Source organism: Pseudomonas sp. AAC, from assembly GCF_000725445.1.
GTDB classification, from domain to species: domain Bacteria; phylum Pseudomonadota; class Gammaproteobacteria; order Pseudomonadales; family Pseudomonadaceae; genus Pseudomonas; species Pseudomonas citronellolis.
Genome location: NZ_KL647097.1, coordinates 267,971 through 286,404, shown reverse-complemented (window position 1 = coordinate 286,404; position 18,434 = coordinate 267,971). Strand labels below are relative to the sequence as shown.

Here is an 18,434-nt window from a genome sequence, read left to right as displayed (position 1 = left end):
CTAGGCCGGCTGCTGTTCCGTCCGCGCCGGGCGGCGCAGGCCCTGCCAGGCGCAGTAGGCCAGCAGCAGGGCGCCGGCCGCGGCCATCGCCCAGGGCCCGCCGTAGCGCGCCGCCAGCAGCCCGGCGAGCAGGCCGCCGATGGCGTCGAAGCCGAAGCGGGTGGCGGTGTAGATCGACACCACGCGGCCGCGCAGCGCTTCCGGCGCGCTGCTCTGGATGACGATGTTGGTGCCGACGTTGTTCACCGTGACGCCGAAACCCAGCACCGCCATGGCCGCCAGCGACAGCGGCAGATCGCGGCTGAGGGCGAACGCCAGCAGCGCGCCGGCGCTGGCCAGGGCGGAGAGCAGGATGATCCGCGGCAGCCGCGCCGGGTCCTGGTGCTGGGCCAGGAACAGGCTCGACAGCAGCGAGCCGAAGCCGGCCGCGCCCCACAGCCAGCCGAGGGTGCGCGCATCGCCGGCGAAGACGTCGCGGGCGAACACCGGCAGCAGCGCCGCGTAGCTGGAGGCGGTGAGGTTGACCAGCAGCACGCCGAGCATCAGCCGGCGCACGCTCGGGGTGCGCAGGGCGTAGTCCAGGCCCTCGCGGAACACGCTGCCCATGCTGCCGCTGGCGCGCACCCCCGGCGCCAGGCGCACCCGCAGCAGGCCGGCCACCAGCGCCAGGTAGGACAGGGCGTTGAGGGCAAAGCACAGGCTTTCGCTGGTCAGCCCCAGCAGCAGCCCGGCCAGCGGCGGGCCGACGAAGCGCGAGCAGGTGAACAGCGAGGCGTTCAGCGCCAGGGCGTTGGGCAGGTCGGCGCGGTCGTCGACGAAGCGGCTGAGCAGCGACTGCCGCAGCGGCGTGTCGAAGGCGCTGAGCACGCCGAGCAGCGCCGACATGCCGACGATCAGCGCCGGGGTGATCAGCCCGCTGGCGGTCAGCCCGGCCAGGGCCGCGGCCTGCAGGGCCATCAGGCTCTGGCTGGCGAGCAGCAGGCGGCGCTTGTCGTGGCGGTCGATCCAGGCTCCGGCCAGGGGGCCGATGAACAGCTGCGGCAGCAGCGCCACGCAACTGGTGATGCCCAGCAGCGCCGCCGAGCCGGTCAGCCGGTAGACCAGCCAGGCCAGCGCCACCTGCTGGACCCAGGTGCCGAGCGTGGAGACCGCATGGCCGGCGAAGTACAGGCGGAAGTTGCGGTGGCGCAGCGCGCGCAGGCTGTTCGGCCAGGAACGGGAAGCGGACATCGGCGGCTCGCTCGGGCGGAGGGCGAATGAGGGAAGGGCGTCATGATAACGGAAAAATTCCGTCAGAACGTTCAGATGTTAACGAAAGCCGCGCGGCGCCTGGCCCGGCGCCGATTTCGCCGCTTCCAGGGGCCGCTAAATCCCATGAAAAGTGCAATCGAGTCCGCGGAAGTTGCATTCAAGGCGTTGCCGGGCGGCTCCCATAATCGGCCCTGCCACTCTCGCCACGAGAGCCCTGCCGCCCGTCGCCAAGCACTTCGCGACGGCGGCGCGCCTCCAATAACAATCAAGGGCCGCCAAGATGAAAAAGCCAAACCCCCTGCTCGAAGACCTGAAATCCGTCCTGCCCGCCATTGCCGCCAACGCCGCCAAGGCCGAACAGGCGCGCACCGCGCCCGCCGAGAACATCGCCCTGCTCAAGGGCATCGGCATGCACCGCGCCTTCCAGCCCAAGTGCTACGGCGGCATGGAAATCTCCCTGCCCGAGTTCGCCGACTGCGTGGTCGCCCTGGCCGGCGCCTGCGCCAGCACCGCCTGGGCCTTCAGCCTGCTGTGCACCCACAGCCACCAGCTGGCGATGTTCTCCAAGCAACTGCAGGACGAGGTCTGGGGCGAGAACCCCGATGCCACCGCCAGCAGCAGCATCGCGCCGTTCGGGCGCATCCAGGAGGTCGAGGGCGGCATCCTGTTCAACGGCGAGATGGGCTGGAGCAGCGGCAGCGACCACGCCGAATGGGCCATCCTCGGCTGCCGCCGGCAGAACGCCGAGGGCGAGCAGGTGTACTGCTTCGCCGTGCTGCCGCGCAGCGACTACGAGATTCGCGACGACTGGTACGCCGCCGGCATGAAGGGCAGCGGCACCAAGACCCTGGTGGTGAAGGACGCCTTCGTGCCCAACCACCGCATCCAGGCGGCCAAGGACATGATGGAAGGCCGCTCCGCCGGCTTCGGCCTGTACCCCTACAGCAAGATTTTCTACACCCCGTACCGCCCGTACTTCGCCAGCGGCTTCGCCTCCATCGGCCTGGGCATCGCCGAGCGCATGCTGGAAGCCTTCAAGGAGAAGACGCGCAACCGCGTACGCGCCTACACCGGCGCCAGCGTCGGCACCGCCACCCCGGCGCTGATGCGCCTGGCCGAGTCCACCCACCAGGTGGCCGCCGCCCGCGCCTTCCTCGAGAAGACCTGGCAGGACCACGCCGAGCACGGCGAGCGCCACGAATACCCCAGCCGCGAGACCCTGGCCTTCTGGCGCACCAACCAGGCCTACGCGGTGAAGATGTGCATCCAGGCCGTGGACCGCCTGTTCGAGGCCGCCGGCGGCACCGCCTGGTTCGAGAACAACGAGATGCAGCGGTTGTTCCGCGACTCGCACATGACCGGCGCCCATGCCTACACCGACTACGACGTCTGCGCGCAGATTCTCGGCCGCGAGCTGATGGGCCTGGAGCCGGACCCGAGCATGGTCTGAGCCACCACGCCCAGCCTGCTCTTCGTAGGAGCGAGCTTGCTCGCGAACCGACCCCGCTGCGGAATCCGTTCGCGAGCAAGAACCAGGCGTCCCACTCGCTCCTGCAAGTGGCACCAACCGCAGATGAATCTCTTCAATCCCGCCGGCCCCGCGCCGGCGCGGAGGAACCGCCATGAACCAGAACAATGAAGCGGGCCTGGACCCGCGTGCCTTCCGCCGTGCCTTGGGCAACTTCGCCACCGGCGTCACCGTGATGACCGCGGCCGCCGACGGCGAACGCGTCGGCATGACCGCCAACAGCTTCAACTCGGTATCCCTCGACCCGCCGCTGGTGCTCTGGAGCATCGACAAGCGCGCCACCAGCCTGGCGGTGTTCGACAAGGCCAGCCACTACGCGGTGAACGTGCTGGCCGCCGACCAGATCGACCTGTCCAACCAGTTCGCCCGGCCCAGCGCCGACAAGTTCGCCGGCGTGGCCTGTGAGCAGGGCGCCGGCGGCGCGCCGCTGCTGCCGGACTGCGCGGCGCGCTTCCAGTGCGAGCTGCAGCAGAAGCTTGACGGCGGCGACCACTGGATCCTCATCGGCCGCGTGCTGGCCTTCGACGACCTGGGCCGCGCGCCGCTGCTCTACCACCAGGGCGTGTACTCCAGCGTGCTGCCGCACCCGCGCCTGCGCGAGGCCCAGGCCGGGGTGCCGCGCACCGCCTTCCAGGGCCGGCTGAACCACAACCTCTACTACCTGATGACCCAGGCGCTGCGTTGCTACCAGGCCGACTACCAGCCGCGGCAGCTGGCCAGCGGCCTGCGCACCAGCGAGGCGCGCATGCTGATGGTGATGGAGAAGGACGCCGCCCTGGACACCACGGCGCTGCAGCAACTGGTGGCGATGCCGCTGCGGGAGATCGAGGAGGCCCGCGCCAACCTCGAACGCAAGGGCCTGCTGCGGGTGGGCGAGGGCGGCTGCGCGCTGACCGCCGCCGGCATCGACCAGGCCGAGACGCTGTGGAGCATCGCCGAGGAACAGCAGGCCAAGGTCTTCTCGCGCTTCAGCAGCGAGCAGGTAGAGACCTTCAAGACGGTGCTGCGGGGCCTGGCCCAGCCGCTGTAGAAGCTGTCAGAAGCGCTCGCTGGGCAGCAGGTAGCGCCACTGCCCCGGTTCCATCTTGCCCATGGACACGCCGCCCAGGCGCAGGCGGCGGATGCCCACGACCTTCAGGCCGACCTGGCGGCACATGTCGGCGATCTGTCCGGGGCGGAAGCCCTTGCCGGCGAAGCGCAGGCGCGTCTCGTTCTGCCAACTGACCTTCAGCGCCGGCAGCGGCCGGCCCTGGTACAGCAGGCCGTGGCGCAGGCGCGCCAGGCCGGCGTCGTCGAGGCTGCCGGCGACTTCCACCAGGTACTCGTGCTCGATGGTCGCCGCGTCGTCCTGCAGGCGGTGCAACACGCCGTAGTTCTGGGTGAACACCAGCAGCCCGCTGGCCTGGTCGTCCAGCGGCGTGGTGCTCTGCTGGCGGGCGAAGTGCTTGCTCAGCGGGCGTTGCCCGGCGCTGTCGGCTTCCCAGCGATTGGCCGCCACCAGCAGGCCCAGGGCCTGCTCGGCGGAGTGGCCGGCCGGCTTGTACAGCAGCAGGGTGGCCGGCGGGATCGGCGCCGGGATGGCCCCGGGCAGCAGCTCGACGCGCTGCTCGGCGACGCGGAAGTGCGGCTCGTCGACGGGGTGGCCATCCACCGTGACCCAGCCTCCCTCGATGTACAGCTCGGCCTCGCGGCGGGAGCAGGGCAGCAGTTCGGCGAGGCGCTTGGACAGGCGGGTGGTTTCGGTCATGGCAGGGAGTCGGCGGCGGGAAAGGCCGCCATTGTACTCCCCGGCCGGGCGTTCAGGGCGAGACGTCCTCGGCTTCCGGCGGCCGGGCGCCCTCGCGCACCCAGGTCATGAACAACTGGAAGCCCAGGGCCAGCACCACCGGGCCGATGAACAGGCCGATGATGCCGCCGGTGAGCATCCCGCCCAGGGCGCCGAGGAGGATCACCGGCATCGGCACGGCGACGCCGCGGCCGAGCATCAGCGGCTTGAGCACGTTGTCGGAAAGCCCGGCCAGCACCGTCCAGACGGTGAACACCACTGCGCTGACGGTGCCGTAGTCGCCGCTCCAGAACACGTAGACGATGGCCGGCAGCGAGATCACCGCCACCGGCAGCTGGACGATGCCCAGCAGCAGCACGCCGAGGGACAGCAGGCCGGCGGCGGGGATGCCCATGACGATGAAGCCCAGGCCCAGCAGCAGGGTCTGGATGAAGGCCACGCCGACCACGCCCTGGGCCACCGCGCGGATGGTCGCGGTGCTCAGCCGCGCCAGTTCCGGGCCGCGCTCGGGGCCGGAGATGCGCACCGCGATGTCCTCGGCGGTGCGCGCGCCCAGCGGGCCGTAGGCCATGATCACGCAGGCCACCAGGAAGGCGCCGAGGAACTGCAGCAGCTCCATGCCCACGCCGGCGGCCTTGGCCAGCACCGTGCGGGCCACGCCCTGCAGGTGCGGCGCGGCCTGCTGGGCGGCGCCGAGGAAGTCCTCGGCCAGCCGCTGCCAGGCGTTGTAGATGTAGGGCCCCACCAGCGGCCAGCCGGCCACCGCCTCGGACGGCGCCGGGATGCGCAGGCCGCCGGCCTGGAAGCGGTGCGCAAGGTCGGCCACCGAGTCGGCGATGGAGAAGCCGATCAGCACCACCGGCACCAGCAGCAGGGCCAGGCCCACCAGCGCCAGCAGCGTCGCCGCCAGGGCCGGCCGCTGGCCCAGGGCGCGCTGCAACATGCCCTGCAGCGGGTAGAGGGTGACGGCGAGGATCAGCGCCCAGAGCATCAGGTCGAGAAAGGGGTGGAAAATGCGGAAGCAGAACACCGCCAGGAACAGGATGAGCCCGGCGCGTATCAACACGTCCAGCAGGTTGCGCGACAGCACCCGGTCCGCCGATGGCAGCATGGCATCTCTCCTTGGAAAGCCTTGAGGGGTTCCTCAGAGCATTGGCCGTGCGCGGCGGAATGCAAGTCGGGCGGGGGAAATCGCCGGATGTCGTCCGAAAGGAGGAGGAGGGTAGGGCTCTTGCTCGCGAACGCCGGGCCAGGGATGGCGGGGTCCGCGAGCAAGCTCGCGCCTACGGGAGGAGCGGGGGGATTACTTCTTGCCGAGGCTGATGTGGCGGCTGGCGGCGCCGTTGGGCTGGCCGGTCACGCCCTTGGCGACTTGCTGAATCTCGCCGCCGGACTTGAGGAAGGCGGCCACCTGGGCTTCCAGGGCCTCGCGGCTGGTCACGGCCGCAGCGGGTTTCGGGGCGGACTTCTGGCGGGAGATGGTTTTGCTGGACATGCTTGCCATTACCTGTTCATTCGCGAAATGGCCGCCCATTGTACAGGAAATGACCGTCCTTCGGGGTGAAAATCGACCGAAGGGCCATTGCAGCGCCATCGCCGGGCCCGCGGCGGGGTGTTAACCTCGGTCGATTCCCGGTCGCTGCGAGCCCTCCATGCCTCTGCTGTCGTCCCGCCAGCGCAATGCCCTGCGCCTGGCCCGGGCCTTCCTCGGCCCCTACCGCTGGCGCGCCCTTGGCGCCCTGCTGGCGCTGCTGTTCACCGCGGCCATCACCCTGTCCCTGGGGCAGGGCATCCGCTTGCTGGTGGACCAGGGCTTCGTCACCCAGTCCGAGCACCTGCTCAACCGCTCCATCGGCATCTTCTTCCTGCTGGTGCTGGGCCTGGCGCTGGGCACTTTCGTGCGTTTCTACCTGGTGTCGTGGATCGGCGAGCGCTTCGTCGCCGACATCCGCCAGCGCGTCTTCGACCACCTGATCGAACTGCACCCGGGCTTCTACGAAAGCAACCGCGCCCTGGAAATCCAGTCGCGGCTGACCGCCGACACCACGCTGCTGCAGACGGTGATCGGCTCCTCGCTGTCCATGGCCCTGCGCAATGCCCTGACCCTGGCCGGCGGGGTGATCCTGATGTTCGTCACCAACGCCAAGCTGACCAGCATAGTGGTGGCCTCGCTGCCGCTGGTGATCGCGCCCATCCTCCTGTTCGGCCGCCGCGTGCGCGAGCTGTCGCGGCAGAGCCAGGACCGCGTGGCCGACGTCGGCAGCTACGTCGGCGAGACCCTCGGGCAGATCAAGACGGTGCAGGCCTACAACCACCAGGCCCAGGACCGCGCGCGCTTCGGCCGCACGGTGGAAGCCGCCTTCGGCACCGCGCGCAAGCGCATCCTGCAGCGGTCCTGGCTGGTCAGCGTGGTCATCCTGCTGGTGCTGGGCGCGGTGGGGGTGATGCTGTGGGTCGGCGGCATGGACGTGATCGCCGGGCGCATCAGCCCCGGCGAGCTGGCGGCCTTCGTGTTCTACAGCCTGATCGTCGGCATGGCCTTCGGCACCCTCAGCGAGGTGCTCGGCGAGTTGCAGCGCGCCGCCGGGGCGGCCGAGCGCATCGCCGAGCTGCTGCGCGCACGCAACCAGATAGTCGCGCCGCAGGAGGGGCTGCTGCACCTGCCCGAACGGGTGGAGGGGCGCATCGAGCTGCGCGGCCTGCGCTTCGCCTACCCGTCGCGCCCGGAGCACTGGGCCATCGACGGCATCGACCTGGACGTGCGCCCCGGCGAGACCCTGGCTCTGGTCGGCCCTTCCGGCGCCGGCAAGTCCACCCTGTTCGACCTGCTGCTGCGCTTCTTCGACCCGCAGCAGGGCGAGATCCGCATCGACGGCACGCCCATCACCCGCCTCGACCCCGCCGACCTGCGCCGCTGCTTCGCCCTGGTGTCGCAGAACCCGGCGCTGTTCTACGGCACGGTGGACGACAACCTGCGCTACGGCCGCCCCGACGCCAGCGACGAAGCGCTGCGCGCCGCGGCCCGCGCGGCCCACGCCGACGACTTCATCCAGCGCCTGCCCGAGGGCTACCGCACCCACCTGGGCGAGGGCGGCGTGGGGCTGTCCGGCGGCCAGCGCCAGCGCCTGGCGATCGCCCGCGCGCTGCTGGTGGACGTGCCCATCCTGCTGCTCGACGAAGCCACCAGCGCCCTGGACGCCGAGAGCGAGCACCTGATCCAGCAGGCCCTGCCGCAGCTGATGAGCGGGCGCACCACCCTGGTCATCGCCCACCGCCTGGCCACGGTGCTCAATGCCGACCGCATCGCCGTGATCGACCAGGGCCGTCTGCTGGCCCTGGGCACCCACGCCGAGTTGGTGGCGGGCAACCCGCTGTACGCACGCCTGGCGGAATTGCAGTTCGGCCAGGCGCAGAGCGTGTAGAATGCGCGCCTTTTCCCCGGAGTCCCGCACATGGCAGCCATCGGCCGTTTCAATTCCCTGCAGGTGGTCAAGCACACCGAGATCGGCCTGTTCCTCGATGGCGGCCCCCACGGCGAGATCCTCCTGCCCAAGCGCTACATCCCCAAGGACGAGCCCACCGAGCCGGGCGAGTGGCTGAACGTCTTCATCTACCTCGACAGCGAAGACCGCATCATCGCCACCACCCTGAAGCCCAAGGTGCAGGTCGGCGGCTTCGCCAGCCTGAAGGTGGTGGAAGTCAGCCGCGTCGGCCTGTTCCTCGACTGGGGCCTGCCCAAGGACCTGCTGCTGCCGCACTCGGAAGAGAAGCGCCCGCTGCAGGTCGGCGACTACTGCGTGGTGTACTGCTACATCGACGAGCGCACCCGCCGCATCACCGCCACCGCGCGCCTGGACCGTTACCTGGACGACACCGCGGCGCACTACCAGGCGGGCCAGGAAGTGGACCTGCTGGTGGTGGAGCGCACCGACCTTGGCTTCAAGGCCATCATCGACGGCAGGCACTGGGGGCTCATCCACAAGAACGAGCTGTTCAAGTTCGTCCGCAGCGGCATGCGCGAGAAGGGCTACATCAAGGAAGTGCGCGCCGACGGCAAGATCAGCCTGAGCCTGCAGCCGGTCGGCCAGGCCGCCCGCGACGACCTCGGCGAGCGCATCCTCGCCGCCCTGCGCGAGGCCGGCGGCAGCCTGGCGCTGTCGGACAAGAGCCCGCCGGAGGCGATCAGCCGCGAGTTCGGCGTGAGCAAGGGCAATTTCAAGAAGGCCATCGGCGGGCTGTTCAAGCAGGGCCTGATCACCATCCTCGACGACCGCATCGAGCTGCGCTGATTCCACCGGGCCGCAGCTGCCCCCGGCAGCCCCGCGGCCGCCCTCGGCGCGATCATCCAGCGGCAGGTCCGGCCGCCGCGGTCGCTACATCATGCGTTTGAAGCGGTGCCAGGCCTGTTCCCAGGCCAGCACCCAGCGCGGCATGGGCGCGCCGAAACCGGCCACTTCCAGGCGCGGGTGGTGGCCGACGACCATGTCCAGCAGCGGCTCCTGGTCCGCCCGCACGTCGACGAAGAATACGTGCCGGCCGGCGTGTAGCGACGGAGCGAAACGCTGTACATCGCCGCTGGGCCGTTGCAGGCCGAAGAAGCTGCCTTCCCACAGGCTGAAGCCCAGCAGCACGGCCGCCAGGAACAGCACCGGAATCCAGCCGGCGGCGCTTTCGCTCCAGCCGGCGAAGTAGCCCAGCGCCAGCACCAGGACCGCCAGGGCGACGCCGATGCCCAGCCCGTACTTGCCGCCGCGCACCAGGTCCTTGCGCATCACGTCCGGCACTTCGTGCAGGTGGCGCTGGTCGAGCTGCGCGTCCTGCTCGCTGAGCACGTGCATCTGCTCCTCGGCGATGCCGTTGGCCTTCAGCTCGCTCTCGACGTTCTCCAGCTCGTCCAGGTCGTTGCTGATGTAGTAGTGCCTGTTCATGGAGCACCTCCAGGTCAGTCCCCCGGCTCCCCCTCGGCGAACGCTCCGGCGTTCGCGGCAGTTCCACGTGGATCGCCACGTGTCACTTTTTGAATTTTACCTCCCTGGACGCTCCCGGCCCCCCGGGGCGACGGGCGTAGCGGGCCTTGCCAGGCGCCGGGCAAGGGGCGAGGATGCCAGCTCACGCACAACCGCCAGCCAGGGGCCCAGGGGCATGATCCGCGAGATTCTCAAGATGGGCGACGAACGCTTGCTGCGCGTCGCCCCGCCGGTGCCGGCGCAGATGATCGGCAGCGCCGAACTGCAACGACTGATCGACGACATGTTCGACACCATGCACCACGCCGGCGGCGTAGGCCTGGCCGCGCCGCAGATAGGCGTGGACCTGCAACTGGTGATCTTCGGTTTCGAACGCAGCGAGCGATATCCGGATGCGCCGGCGGTGCCGCCGACCATCCTGCTCAATCCGGTGATCACGCCCTTGGGCGAGGATATGGAGGAGGGCTGGGAGGGCTGCCTCTCGGTGCCCGGCCTGCGTGGGGCGGTGAATCGCTACAAGCGTATTCGCTACCAGGGGGTGGATCCGCAGGGGCAACCCATCGACCGCACGGTGGAAGGCTTCCATTCCAGGGTGGTGCAGCACGAGTGCGACCACCTGATCGGCCGGCTGTATCCGTCGCGGATCACGGATTTCGGCAAGTTCGGTTTTACCGAGGTGCTGTTCCCGGGGTTGGATCCGAAGGCGGATGATTGAGGGGCCGCCTCCTGGGCATTGGCGTGGCCGGTGAGTCCAATCGCGGACAAGGTCCGCTCCTACCGCATGAGCGAGCACGGCTTTTCGTAGGATGGCGTTGAGCGAAGCGATACCCATCGGCGCAACCGCATGGGTTTCGCACGCTCAACCCATCCACCGACCCCCTGAATAATTCGCGGACAACCGCCCCCAAGCGGCCGTCCGCAGCTGCACTCTCAGGACGTTTGCCCGTGACTGCCGAGCAGCGCATTGCCGGATTTCTTCTGCTTCTTCGCCATGCGTTTCTCGTGGGCCGTTTTCAGGGGCTTCTTCTTGCCTTCCTTGTGGGCGTTCAGACCTTTGCTCATGACCGTAACCTCGTGGACTGGGAAGGACTGGCATCCCTGCGGTCGGCGCTCCGTCGGCCCGCAGGCGCGGGCCGGTGCTTCTTCAGCATAGACCTGCCGGGCGCTTCAGGCTTGGCCGCTTAGCCGCTCCAGCTCGCGGCGGACCATGGCCGCGTACTGCGGCGGGCCCAGGCGGTAGAGTTCGCCGGCCACCCAGGCCAGCCAGCGCCCGCCCAGGGCCTGGCGCTCGGCCAGTAGCCGGCGGGCCTCGGCTTCGGCGCGGGCGGCGTGTTCGCGGTGATAGTCGGCGCGGCTCATCCCTGGCACTGGAGTTTCTGCGGGTCGATCTCGATGCTCGCCAGCGGCTTGCCGTCGCTGCCGTCGTAGTCGTGGGCGACGCGGATGCCGTGCTCGCGGATGCGCTGCAACAGCGCCGGCTGCTGGCAGGTGGCGCGCTCCAGGCGGGCGCGCTGTTCGCCCTTGAACTTGTCCAGGGCATCGGCCTGCATGCCCTCGGCCTTCATGCTGGAGATGCCGTAGCGGTAGTGCAGCACCTTGCTGTCGGTGTCCAGGCGCACGTTCTCCAGGCGCGTCACCTGGTCCACCTGCAGCGGCAGCTGCTTGCTCTGCTGCTCGAAGAAGGCGGCCGACTCCTTGAGGAAAGTGGCTTCGTCCTCCGCCCGGGCCTGGGGTTGCAGGCTGGCGAAGGCAGCGCCGGCGAGCAGCAGGGTGGCGCCGAGGCGGCGGGCGGGGCGGAGCATCGGGATGGGCATGCGGGGTTCCTCCGGCTGTGGTTGCGCTGAAGTGTATAGGCCATTTCCCACACCTGCCCGCCGCCTGCGCAACTTCCCCTGGCCGCGACGAGTGGCTAGGCTTGCCCGCAAGGACCGAACTTGAGCCGCGCCGGCGGGTCAACCGTCGACACGGGGCCGCGCCGCGGCCGGACTGCGGAGGAAGGAAACCAGGCATGCGATTCATGGATTTTCGGGGCCTGCGCCTGGGCCCCTGGCAACTGCTGAAACTGACCGTCAAGGAATTCCTCGACGACGAGATGCCCACCTACGCGGCGGCGCTGGCCTATCAGGGGCTGTTCTCGCTGTTCCCGTTCCTGCTGTTCCTCATCGCCCTGCTGGGCTTCCTGCATCTGCCGGAATTCTTCGACTGGCTGCGCGAGCAGGCCGCCTACGTGCTGCCGGGCCAGGCCCTGGAGCAGGTCAACCCGATCATCGACCAGTTGCAGCAGCGCCAGGGCGGGCTGCTCTCGGTGGGGATCGTGGTCGCGCTCTGGTCGTCCTCGGCGGCGGTGCGCTCGCTGATGAACGCGCTCAACGCCGCCTACGACGTGCGCGAGGCGCGCCCGGTGTGGAAGCGCGTGCCGCTGTCGCTGCTCTACACCCTGGGCCTGGCGGTGATGCTGATGCTGGTGACCGCGCTGATGATCCTCGGGCCGCAGGTGATGGGCTGGATCGCCGAGCGCATCGGCCTGCAGGAATACGTGGTGGTGCTCTGGTCGCTGCTGCGCTGGCCGGTGATGGTCCTGCTGATGATGATGGCGGTGGCGGTGATCTACTACGCCACCCCCAACGTCAAGCAGAAATTCCGCTTCATCACCCCCGGCTCGGTGCTGGCGGTGGTGGCCTGGGTGGCGGCGTCCCTGGCCTTCGGCTTCTACGTGAAGAACTTCGCCGACTACAACGCCATGTACGGCAGCGTCGGCGCCATCATCGTGCTGCTGCTGTACTTCTACATCTCCGCCGCGGTGCTGCTGCTGGGCGCCGAGCTCAACGCGGTGATCGAACACCACCTGCCCCACGGCAAGAACCCCGGCGAGCGCACCTTCGAACAGGCCGAGACGCGCAGCCCCGAGGAGGGCTGAGGCTCACTGCGCCGGCTGCTGGCTGAGCAGCTGGTCGACGATCTGCCCGGCGCGCTCGAAGTTCGGGTAGCCGCTCTTGGCCACGTCCAGCTCGGCATAGGCCTTGCGGTATTCCTCGGCCTTCAGCGCGTCGGCCTCCTGGCCGAGCATGGGCTGGTTGTAGACGCGGTAGAGCAGGGCGATGGCGTAGGGCTGGCCGGCCTTGGCGGCGCGCTCCAGCAGGGGCAGGGCCTGGTCCGCCGGGGCCTGCTGGCGAATCTTCAGCAGCGCCTCGTAGAAGGCCACCTCGCCGCGCTGGTCGGCCTCGCGGGCGCGTTCGAGCAGGTCGTTGGCGCGGGCGTAGTTGCCCGGGTCGGCGGAGGCGATCAGCAGCTTCGCCTCGAGCATGTCGTTGCGGTACAGCAGGTGCTGCTGCTCGGCGTCATGGCTGGCGCAGCCGGCCAGGCACAGCGGCAGGCCGATGACGGCGAGGCGGGAGAACGGGTGGCGCATGCCCATGAAGGTCCCTCGATGGCGAACGGGCGCGGAGCCGACGATTTTGCCGTCTCCGCGTGGGCAAGCATAGACGGCCGGCGTGCCGTTCAGGAACCGGGCGCGCGCTCTCGTGCCGAGGTGCCCTTCGTAGGATGGGTTGAGCGAAGCGATACCCATCGGGCCATGGTGATGGGTATCGCAAGCTCAACCCATCCTACGTGACTCGCTGCTGGACAGGGAGCCGCCGTCAAAGCCGCGCCAGGTTCAACCACAGAGTTGCTGGCAAGAAAGGTGAGGCGGCGGATAACCGCGAACGGTTATACGCCCTACGTCCATGGTGGGCTTGGCGTAGGGCGCATAACGCCTCCGGCGTTATCCGCCGTTTGACCTGGGCCATGCCCCCGCTCGCTGCCGAGCACGGAGCCGCTGTCGAAGCCACGCCAGGTTCAGCCACGGAGTTGCCGGCAAGAAAGGTGAAGCGGCGGATAACCGCGAACGGTTATACGCCCTACGCCCATGGTGGGCTTGGCGTAGGGCGCATAACGCCTACGGCGTTATCCGCCGTTTGACCTGGGCCATGCCCCCGCTCGCTGCCGAGCACGGAGCCGCTGTTGAAGCCGCGCCAGGTTCAACCACAGAGTTGCTGGCGAGAAAGGTGAAGCGGCGGATAACCGCGAACGGTTATACGCCCTACGCCCATGGCGGGCTTGGCGTAGGGCGGATAACGCCTCCGGCGTTATCCGCCGTTTGACCTGGGCCATGCCCCCGCTCGGTGACGAGCACGGAGCCGCTGTTGAAGCGGCGCCAGGTTCAACCACGGAGTTGCCGGCAAGAAAGGTGAAGCGGCGGATAACCGCGAACGGTTATTCGCCCTACGCCCATGGCAGGCTTGGCGTAGGGCGGATAACGCCTCCGGCGTTATCCGCCGTTTGACCTGGGCCATGCCCCCGCTCGCTGCCGAGCACGGAGCCGCCCTCGAAGCCGCGCCAGGTTCAACCACGGAGTTGCCGGCAAGAAAGGTGAAGCGGCGGATAACCGCGAACGGTTATTCGCCCTACGCCCATGGCGGGCTTGGCGTAGGGCGGATCTCATCCGCGATTGCGCATGCAGCGGGGCAGGGCTCAGATACCGAAGGCACTCCCGCCGTCGTCGCCATCGAAGCCCCGCTCCAGCTTGATCTTCAGGCTCAGGTCGGTGCGCGAGTCGGCGAACTTCAGGGCGTCGGCGACGCTGATGCGGCCGGCTTCCAGCAGCTGGTACAGGCTCTGGTCGAAGCTCTGCATGCCCTGCTCCAGGGCGCGTTCGATGGCGCCGCGCAGTTCCGGCAATTCGTCGCGCTGGATCAGCCCGCGGATGTGCGGCGTGCCCAGCACCAGTTCCACCGCCGCCACGCGGCGCTGGGTGGTGCCCGGCACCAGGCGCTGGCCGACCAGCGCCAGGAGGTTCTGCGACAGGTCGGCCAGCACCTGCGGTCGGGCCTCGTCGGGGAAGAAGCGGGCGATGCGCTCGATGGCGTGGCGGGCGCTGGTGCCGTGCAGGGTGGCCATGCACAGGTGGCCGGTCTCGGCGTAGTGCAGGGCGTGCTGCATGGTCGCGGCGTCGCGGATTTCGCCGAGCATGATCACGTCCGGCGCCTCGCGCAGCACGTTGCGCAGGGCGTCCTCGAAGCTGTGGGTGTCCAGGCCGACTTCGCGCTGGTCGATGATCGAGCGCTGGTGGCTGTGGAGGAACTCGATGGGGTCCTCGATGCAGACGATGTGCCCCGAACGGTGGCGATTGCGGAAGTCGAGCATCGCCGCCAGGGTGGTGGACTTGCCGGCGCCGGCCGCGCCCACCACCAGGATCAGGCCGCGGTCCTGCACCGCCAGCTTCTCCAGGATCGACGGCAGGCCGAGGCTGGCGGCGTCGGGGATGACCTGCCTGATCAGCCGCACCACCATGGCCACCTCGCCGCGCTGCAGGTAGACGTTGACGCGGAAGCGCCCGCTGCCGGGCACCGCCACCGCCAGGTTCATCTCCAGGTCGCGCTCGAAGTTGGCGATCTGCTGCTGCGACATCAACTGGTAGGCCAGCTGCTTGACCTCGCCGCTGCGCAGGCGGCGCTCGCCGGCCGGGCGGCTGACGCCCTCGACCTTGATGTGCGGCGCCGCGCCGACGCTGAAGAACATGTCGGAACCGGCGTGCTGCGCCAACTGGTGCAGCAGGCTGAAGACGTCGGGCAGGGCGCTGTCGCTGGCATCGCTCATGGGGAATCCTCGCAAGGGCGGGCGCCCGGGGTGGGACGGGCGCATGTTCTCAGCCTAGCCGGCCTGGCGGACGGTGGCCTGTTGGGTGGCGCGCAGCCTAGCGTGCCGGCGGCGCCGATTTCTTGACCTGGGTCGTCCCGGCGATGTCGATGGGGCTGCGCCAGATTGGCCGATTTCCTACGCAATACAAATCCCAATCCTTCGTTGCTTGCGGACGTGGATGGCTGACTTGCGCGGGCATTTCTCAATGCTTCGTCTTGGTGCTGCCAATGACCGTCGCCATCCCCCATTTGCGGTTAGGCACTCCCCCGTTTTTACCGCTGTCCGTAGCCGGCAGCTTCCCATACTGCCGTGCCGGAAGGCGGCAGGAAGGCCGCCAGGTTCGTGCAGACACGCGACAGGGCTCGATCCCCCGGCGGCCGGCCGGGTCCACCTGTGCGTAGCGCATCCTGGTCCGGGCCTGGATGCGAAAGATACGCAATACCCACTCGACCAACGGAGACAACCCTTTTCCGGCCGCCCGCACCACCGCCGGCGATCCGCGCCATGCCCGGGGCGCCGGCGCCACCTGGAGAACGTATGGGAACTGCAAGCATGAGTACGTTGGCCGATGGCCGTTTCGCCCCGATCGTCGACATCAGTGATTCACTCCTCCGCCAGCGCCTGTTCGACGCGCTGCTCGGCGCCGCCCCGAGGGACGCCCGCCTGGTGCTGGTCTGCGCCCCGGCGGGCTTCGGCAAGACGACCCTGCTGGCGCAGGTCGAGCGGCTGCTGGCCGAGCGGGGCGAGTACACCTTCTGGGTGAACTGCGGCGAGAGCGACTGCCGGCCGGAACTGTTCCTCGAAAGCCTGCTGCAGTGCCTGCACCAGGGTGGGCTGGGCCCAGCGCCGGATGCCGGCCTTGGCGCGCTGCTCGGCCTGCTCGAAGCCTGCCCGCGCAATTGCAACCTGTTCGTCGACCAGTTGGACCTGGCCCTGGACCTCGAAGTCGAGCGGCTGCTGGAGGACCTGGCCCGGCGCCTGCCTTCGGGGTGCCGCCTGCTGCTGGGCAGCCGGCGGCAACCGGCGCTGCCGCTCACGCAACTGCAACTGGCCGGGCTGCTGCGCGTCGTCGAGGCCGACAACCTGCGGTTCACCGAAGAGGAGACGCAGCAACTGCTCGGCGCGCAGCTGGGCGAGACGCGCGCCCGCTACTGGGCGAACTACACCGAGGGCTGGCCCTTCGCCCTGCAACTGCTGCGCCTGCGCTGCAACGGCAACCTCGACGGCCAGGCGCCGCCGGAGACCGACCCGTACGCCTCGCTGGGCGGCATCTTCGATTACCTCGCCGAGGAGGTGTTCGCCAGCCTGCCTGTGGAGCTGAGCGGGTTCCTGCTCGACTGCAGCATCCTGGACAGCGTGGACGTGCCCAGCGCCAATGCCCTGCGCGGGCGCGACGACGCCGAGCGCTGGCTGCGCGAGGCCGCGCGCCTGGCGCCCATCGTGGTGCCCGAGCAACCGCTGCGGGTGCGCCTGCATCCGCTGCTGCGCGAATTCCTCCTCGGCCGCCTGGAAAGCCGCGAGCCGGACCGCTTCGCCCTACTGCAGGGGCGCGCGGCCGACTTCCACGCCCAGCGCCAGCAGGTGTTCCGCGCCGTCGAGCACGCCTCGCAAGGGGGGCTCTACTACCAGGCCGTGTCGATCATCCTGGAAGCCGGCGCGGTGCGCCTGCTGGTCAGCGAGGGGGCGGCGCGCACGCGGGCGCTGCTCGAACTGTTGCCGCTGACCCTGGTGCGCCGCGAGCCGCGTCTGCGCCTGATGCTCATCTGCCTGCACATGCTCAGCGGCGAGACGCTGCAGGACAGCCTCGACCTGTCGCGGCTGGAGGCCGCCTACGGCGGCGTGACCTCATCGGCGGAAGACGCGGAGACGCGCACCGACCTGCTCTACGTGCGCGCGATGATGCTCATCGGCTGCGTGCAGCGGGCCGGCGACGGCGCCTCCCGCGAGGTGGTGGTGCGGGCCGTGGCCGATGCCCGCGCGCGCTTCTTCGAGGACCCGCGCTACCTGTGCCTGGTGCTGCCGAGCGAAATCATGCTGCTGCTGCGCTACGGCAACATCGACGAGGCGCGCCTGCGCCTGGAGGAGTTCATCGAGGTCAACCGCAGCGAGGGCTTCCGCGAGAACCAGCCCTGGTCGCTGGTCTACCGGGCCCTGAGCGACAGCGCCCAGGCGCGCTTCGACGAGGTGCTGCAGACGGTGACCTTCCTGCTGGCCAAGGACGGGCCGCTGGCCTCGCCACAGGCGCGGGTGCTCTTCCATCTGGTGCATGCGCTGCTCGGCCATGTCCACTACGTGCGTGGCGAGCTGGAGCAGGCGCGGCAGGCGTTCGCGCACTGCGCCTCGCGCCTGGGCAACGCCATGGCCGAGGCCTGGGAGCGCGGCCTGATCGGCGCGGCGCGGGCGGCCTACTTCCTCGGCGACAGCGCCCAGGCCATGGCCAGCCTGGAGGCGGCCTGGGCCGGGCGGGCCCTGGAGTACCCGCTGCGCCGCGCGGTGGCCGCGACCCTGGTGGAGCTGCGCCTGCGCCAGGGCGAGGTGGAGGCCGGCCTGGAACTGGCGCTGGAGATCAACCTGGCGAAGCTCTGGCAGGAGATCCTGGACGGGCGCCCGCTGTTCTGGGCCGAGCTGGTCGCCATCGCCCAGGCCCACTACTGGCTGCAGGCCGCCCAGGGGCAGATGGCGGCGGCGCTGTTGACGGCGGAGGCCTTCGAGCGCCTGGCCCGCGAGCGGCGCAACCGCTCCTGCGTCGGCCGCGCCCTGGCGCTCAAGGCCCACGCGCTGCTGGCCGGCGAGCTGCCCGGCCAGCCCACGGCGGTGCTCGACGAAGCGCTGGAATTGCTCGGCCAGGGCGGCGCGGTGCAGAGCTTCATCGAAGCGGGCGCCGAGGTGATCACCCACCTGCGCGAGATGTCGCGGCGCCAGGGCCACGCCCAGGCGCAATTGATCGCGCGCTGCATCGAACTCTGGGAAAGGCACTTCCGCGCGCGCCTGGATGCCCAGGCCCTGTTCACCCGGCGCGAACTGGATGCGCTGATGGGCCTGGCCGGCGGTCGCACCACCAAGGTCATCGCCCGCGAACTGGGGATTTCCCCGGAGACGGTCAAGCAGCACCTGAAATCGGTCTACGCCAAGCTGGGCGTGCACCGGCGCCGGGAGGCGCTGGCCGTGGCGCGGCGCCGGGCCATCCTGCCCTGAGCCAGGGCGCCGTTCCGGCCTGCCGGAA

At 69.6% G+C, this 18,434-nt stretch carries 17 protein-coding genes; 7 read left to right on the top strand and 10 right to left on the bottom strand.

The features are described from left to right. Window positions 1-1,230: an MFS transporter gene (locus tag FG99_RS15055; protein WP_043270779.1), complete on the bottom strand. Its 1,230-nt coding sequence runs from the start codon at window positions 1,228-1,230 to the stop codon at window positions 1-3. Window positions 1,231-1,531: 301 nt separating this feature from the next. Between FG99_RS15055 and FG99_RS15050 the strand changes: the two genes are divergently transcribed. Next, window positions 1,532-2,701, top strand: coding sequence for a p-hydroxyphenylacetate 3-hydroxylase oxygenase component (locus FG99_RS15050; RefSeq protein ID WP_043270777.1), 1,170 nt, complete (start codon window positions 1,532-1,534; stop codon window positions 2,699-2,701). Window positions 2,702-2,873: 172 nt separating this feature from the next. Then, complete coding sequence (locus FG99_RS15045) at window positions 2,874-3,809, top strand: p-hydroxyphenylacetate 3-hydroxylase reductase component (RefSeq protein WP_043270775.1); 936 nt, start codon at window positions 2,874-2,876, stop codon at window positions 3,807-3,809. Between the two features lie 6 nt (window positions 3,810-3,815). Here the strand turns inward: FG99_RS15045 and FG99_RS15040 are convergent, their stop codons facing one another. From FG99_RS15040 to FG99_RS15030, 3 genes are all read right to left on the bottom strand, one after another. Next, complete coding sequence (locus tag FG99_RS15040; protein WP_043270773.1) at window positions 3,816-4,526, bottom strand: rRNA pseudouridine synthase; 711 nt, start codon at window positions 4,524-4,526, stop codon at window positions 3,816-3,818. Window positions 4,527-4,578: 52 nt separating this feature from the next. Then, window positions 4,579-5,676 (bottom strand): AI-2E family transporter, encoded by a 1,098-nt coding sequence (locus tag FG99_RS15035; protein ID WP_043270772.1) that lies wholly within the window; start codon window positions 5,674-5,676, stop codon window positions 4,579-4,581. Between the two features lie 192 nt (window positions 5,677-5,868). Beyond that, the gene (locus tag FG99_RS15030) at window positions 5,869-6,060 is read right to left on the bottom strand and encodes a hypothetical protein (protein WP_009621696.1); all 192 of its coding nucleotides are present in this window, start codon (window positions 6,058-6,060) and stop codon (window positions 5,869-5,871) included. A gap of 157 nt (window positions 6,061-6,217) precedes the next feature. On the opposite strand from FG99_RS15030, the gene FG99_RS15025 reads away from it, so the two are divergent. Both FG99_RS15025 and FG99_RS15020 read left to right on the top strand, forming a co-directional pair. Beyond that, entirely contained in the window at window positions 6,218-7,987 is a 1,770-nt protein-coding gene (locus FG99_RS15025) for an ABC transporter transmembrane domain-containing protein (RefSeq protein ID WP_043270770.1), read from the top strand. A gap of 30 nt (window positions 7,988-8,017) precedes the next feature. Then, window positions 8,018-8,854, top strand: a complete 837-nt coding sequence (locus tag FG99_RS15020; RefSeq protein ID WP_009621700.1) for a CvfB family protein — start codon at window positions 8,018-8,020, stop codon at window positions 8,852-8,854. Between the two features lie 84 nt (window positions 8,855-8,938). On the opposite strand, the gene FG99_RS15015 is transcribed toward FG99_RS15020, so the two are convergent. Then, window positions 8,939-9,493 (bottom strand): NAD/FAD-utilizing enzyme apparently involved in cell division, encoded by a 555-nt coding sequence (locus FG99_RS15015; protein ID WP_043270768.1) that lies wholly within the window; start codon window positions 9,491-9,493, stop codon window positions 8,939-8,941. A gap of 214 nt (window positions 9,494-9,707) precedes the next feature. Between FG99_RS15015 and def the strand changes: the two genes are divergently transcribed. Continuing rightward, window positions 9,708-10,247, top strand: a complete 540-nt coding sequence (gene def, locus FG99_RS15010) for a peptide deformylase (protein WP_043270766.1) — start codon at window positions 9,708-9,710, stop codon at window positions 10,245-10,247. Window positions 10,248-10,462: 215 nt separating this feature from the next. Here the strand turns inward: def and FG99_RS32860 are convergent, their stop codons facing one another. The 3 genes from FG99_RS32860 to FG99_RS15000 all read right to left on the bottom strand — a co-directional run bounded on the left by FG99_RS32860 (window position 10,463) and on the right by FG99_RS15000 (window position 11,346). Beyond that, a complete protein-coding gene (locus tag FG99_RS32860) occupies window positions 10,463-10,594 on the bottom strand; it encodes a hypothetical protein (protein ID WP_009621712.1) in 132 nt (43 codons plus the stop codon). 105 nt (window positions 10,595-10,699) lie between these two features. Beyond that, the gene (locus FG99_RS15005; RefSeq protein WP_043270763.1) at window positions 10,700-10,891 is read right to left on the bottom strand and encodes a hypothetical protein; all 192 of its coding nucleotides are present in this window, start codon (window positions 10,889-10,891) and stop codon (window positions 10,700-10,702) included. Further along, a complete protein-coding gene (locus FG99_RS15000; RefSeq protein WP_043270761.1) occupies window positions 10,888-11,346 on the bottom strand; it encodes a hypothetical protein in 459 nt (152 codons plus the stop codon). Before FG99_RS15000 ends, FG99_RS15005 begins: the two co-directional genes overlap by 4 nt. A gap of 194 nt (window positions 11,347-11,540) precedes the next feature. Between FG99_RS15000 and FG99_RS14995 the strand changes: the two genes are divergently transcribed. Next, complete coding sequence (locus FG99_RS14995) at window positions 11,541-12,449, top strand: YihY/virulence factor BrkB family protein (RefSeq protein WP_043270759.1); 909 nt, start codon at window positions 11,541-11,543, stop codon at window positions 12,447-12,449. A gap of 3 nt (window positions 12,450-12,452) precedes the next feature. On the opposite strand, the gene FG99_RS14990 is transcribed toward FG99_RS14995, so the two are convergent. Beyond that, window positions 12,453-12,947, bottom strand: coding sequence for a hypothetical protein (locus tag FG99_RS14990; protein ID WP_009621720.1), 495 nt, complete (start codon window positions 12,945-12,947; stop codon window positions 12,453-12,455). A gap of 1,097 nt (window positions 12,948-14,044) precedes the next feature. Then, window positions 14,045-15,169, bottom strand: a complete 1,125-nt coding sequence (locus tag FG99_RS14985; protein WP_043270757.1) for a PilT/PilU family type 4a pilus ATPase — start codon at window positions 15,167-15,169, stop codon at window positions 14,045-14,047. 594 nt (window positions 15,170-15,763) lie between these two features. Here FG99_RS14985 and FG99_RS14980 point away from each other — a divergent pair. After that, complete coding sequence (locus FG99_RS14980; RefSeq protein WP_160326819.1) at window positions 15,764-18,406, top strand: winged helix-turn-helix domain-containing protein; 2,643 nt, start codon at window positions 15,764-15,766, stop codon at window positions 18,404-18,406. The last annotated feature ends 28 nt before the right edge of the window (window positions 18,407-18,434 follow it).

Bases quoted from the DNA above. Each gene is read 5' to 3' on its own strand.
- def (WP_043270766.1), top strand. From the start codon at position 9,708: ATGATCCGCGAGATTCTCAAGATGGGCGACGAACGCTTGCTGCGCGTC.
- FG99_RS15020 (WP_009621700.1), top strand. From the start codon at position 8,018: ATGGCAGCCATCGGCCGTTTCAATTCCCTGCAGGTGGTCAAGCACACC.
- FG99_RS14995 (WP_043270759.1), top strand. From the start codon at position 11,541: ATGCGATTCATGGATTTTCGGGGCCTGCGCCTGGGCCCCTGGCAACTG.
- FG99_RS15015 (WP_043270768.1), bottom strand. From the start codon at position 9,493: ATGAACAGGCACTACTACATCAGCAACGACCTGGACGAGCTGGAGAAC.
- FG99_RS15030 (WP_009621696.1), bottom strand. From the start codon at position 6,060: ATGTCCAGCAAAACCATCTCCCGCCAGAAGTCCGCCCCGAAACCCGCT.
- FG99_RS14980 (WP_160326819.1), top strand. From the start codon at position 15,764: ATGAGTACGTTGGCCGATGGCCGTTTCGCCCCGATCGTCGACATCAGT.
- FG99_RS15045 (WP_043270775.1), top strand. From the start codon at position 2,874: ATGAACCAGAACAATGAAGCGGGCCTGGACCCGCGTGCCTTCCGCCGT.
- FG99_RS15005 (WP_043270763.1), bottom strand. From the start codon at position 10,891: ATGAGCCGCGCCGACTATCACCGCGAACACGCCGCCCGCGCCGAAGCC.
- FG99_RS14985 (WP_043270757.1), bottom strand. From the start codon at position 15,169: ATGAGCGATGCCAGCGACAGCGCCCTGCCCGACGTCTTCAGCCTGCTG.
- FG99_RS15025 (WP_043270770.1), top strand. From the start codon at position 6,218: ATGCCTCTGCTGTCGTCCCGCCAGCGCAATGCCCTGCGCCTGGCCCGG.
- FG99_RS32860 (WP_009621712.1), bottom strand. From the start codon at position 10,594: ATGAGCAAAGGTCTGAACGCCCACAAGGAAGGCAAGAAGAAGCCCCTG.
- FG99_RS15050 (WP_043270777.1), top strand. From the start codon at position 1,532: ATGAAAAAGCCAAACCCCCTGCTCGAAGACCTGAAATCCGTCCTGCCC.
- FG99_RS15055 (WP_043270779.1), bottom strand. From the start codon at position 1,230: ATGTCCGCTTCCCGTTCCTGGCCGAACAGCCTGCGCGCGCTGCGCCAC.
- FG99_RS15000 (WP_043270761.1), bottom strand. From the start codon at position 11,346: ATGCCCATCCCGATGCTCCGCCCCGCCCGCCGCCTCGGCGCCACCCTG.
- FG99_RS15040 (WP_043270773.1), bottom strand. From the start codon at position 4,526: ATGACCGAAACCACCCGCCTGTCCAAGCGCCTCGCCGAACTGCTGCCC.
- FG99_RS15035 (WP_043270772.1), bottom strand. From the start codon at position 5,676: ATGCTGCCATCGGCGGACCGGGTGCTGTCGCGCAACCTGCTGGACGTG.
- FG99_RS14990 (WP_009621720.1), bottom strand. From the start codon at position 12,947: ATGGGCATGCGCCACCCGTTCTCCCGCCTCGCCGTCATCGGCCTGCCG.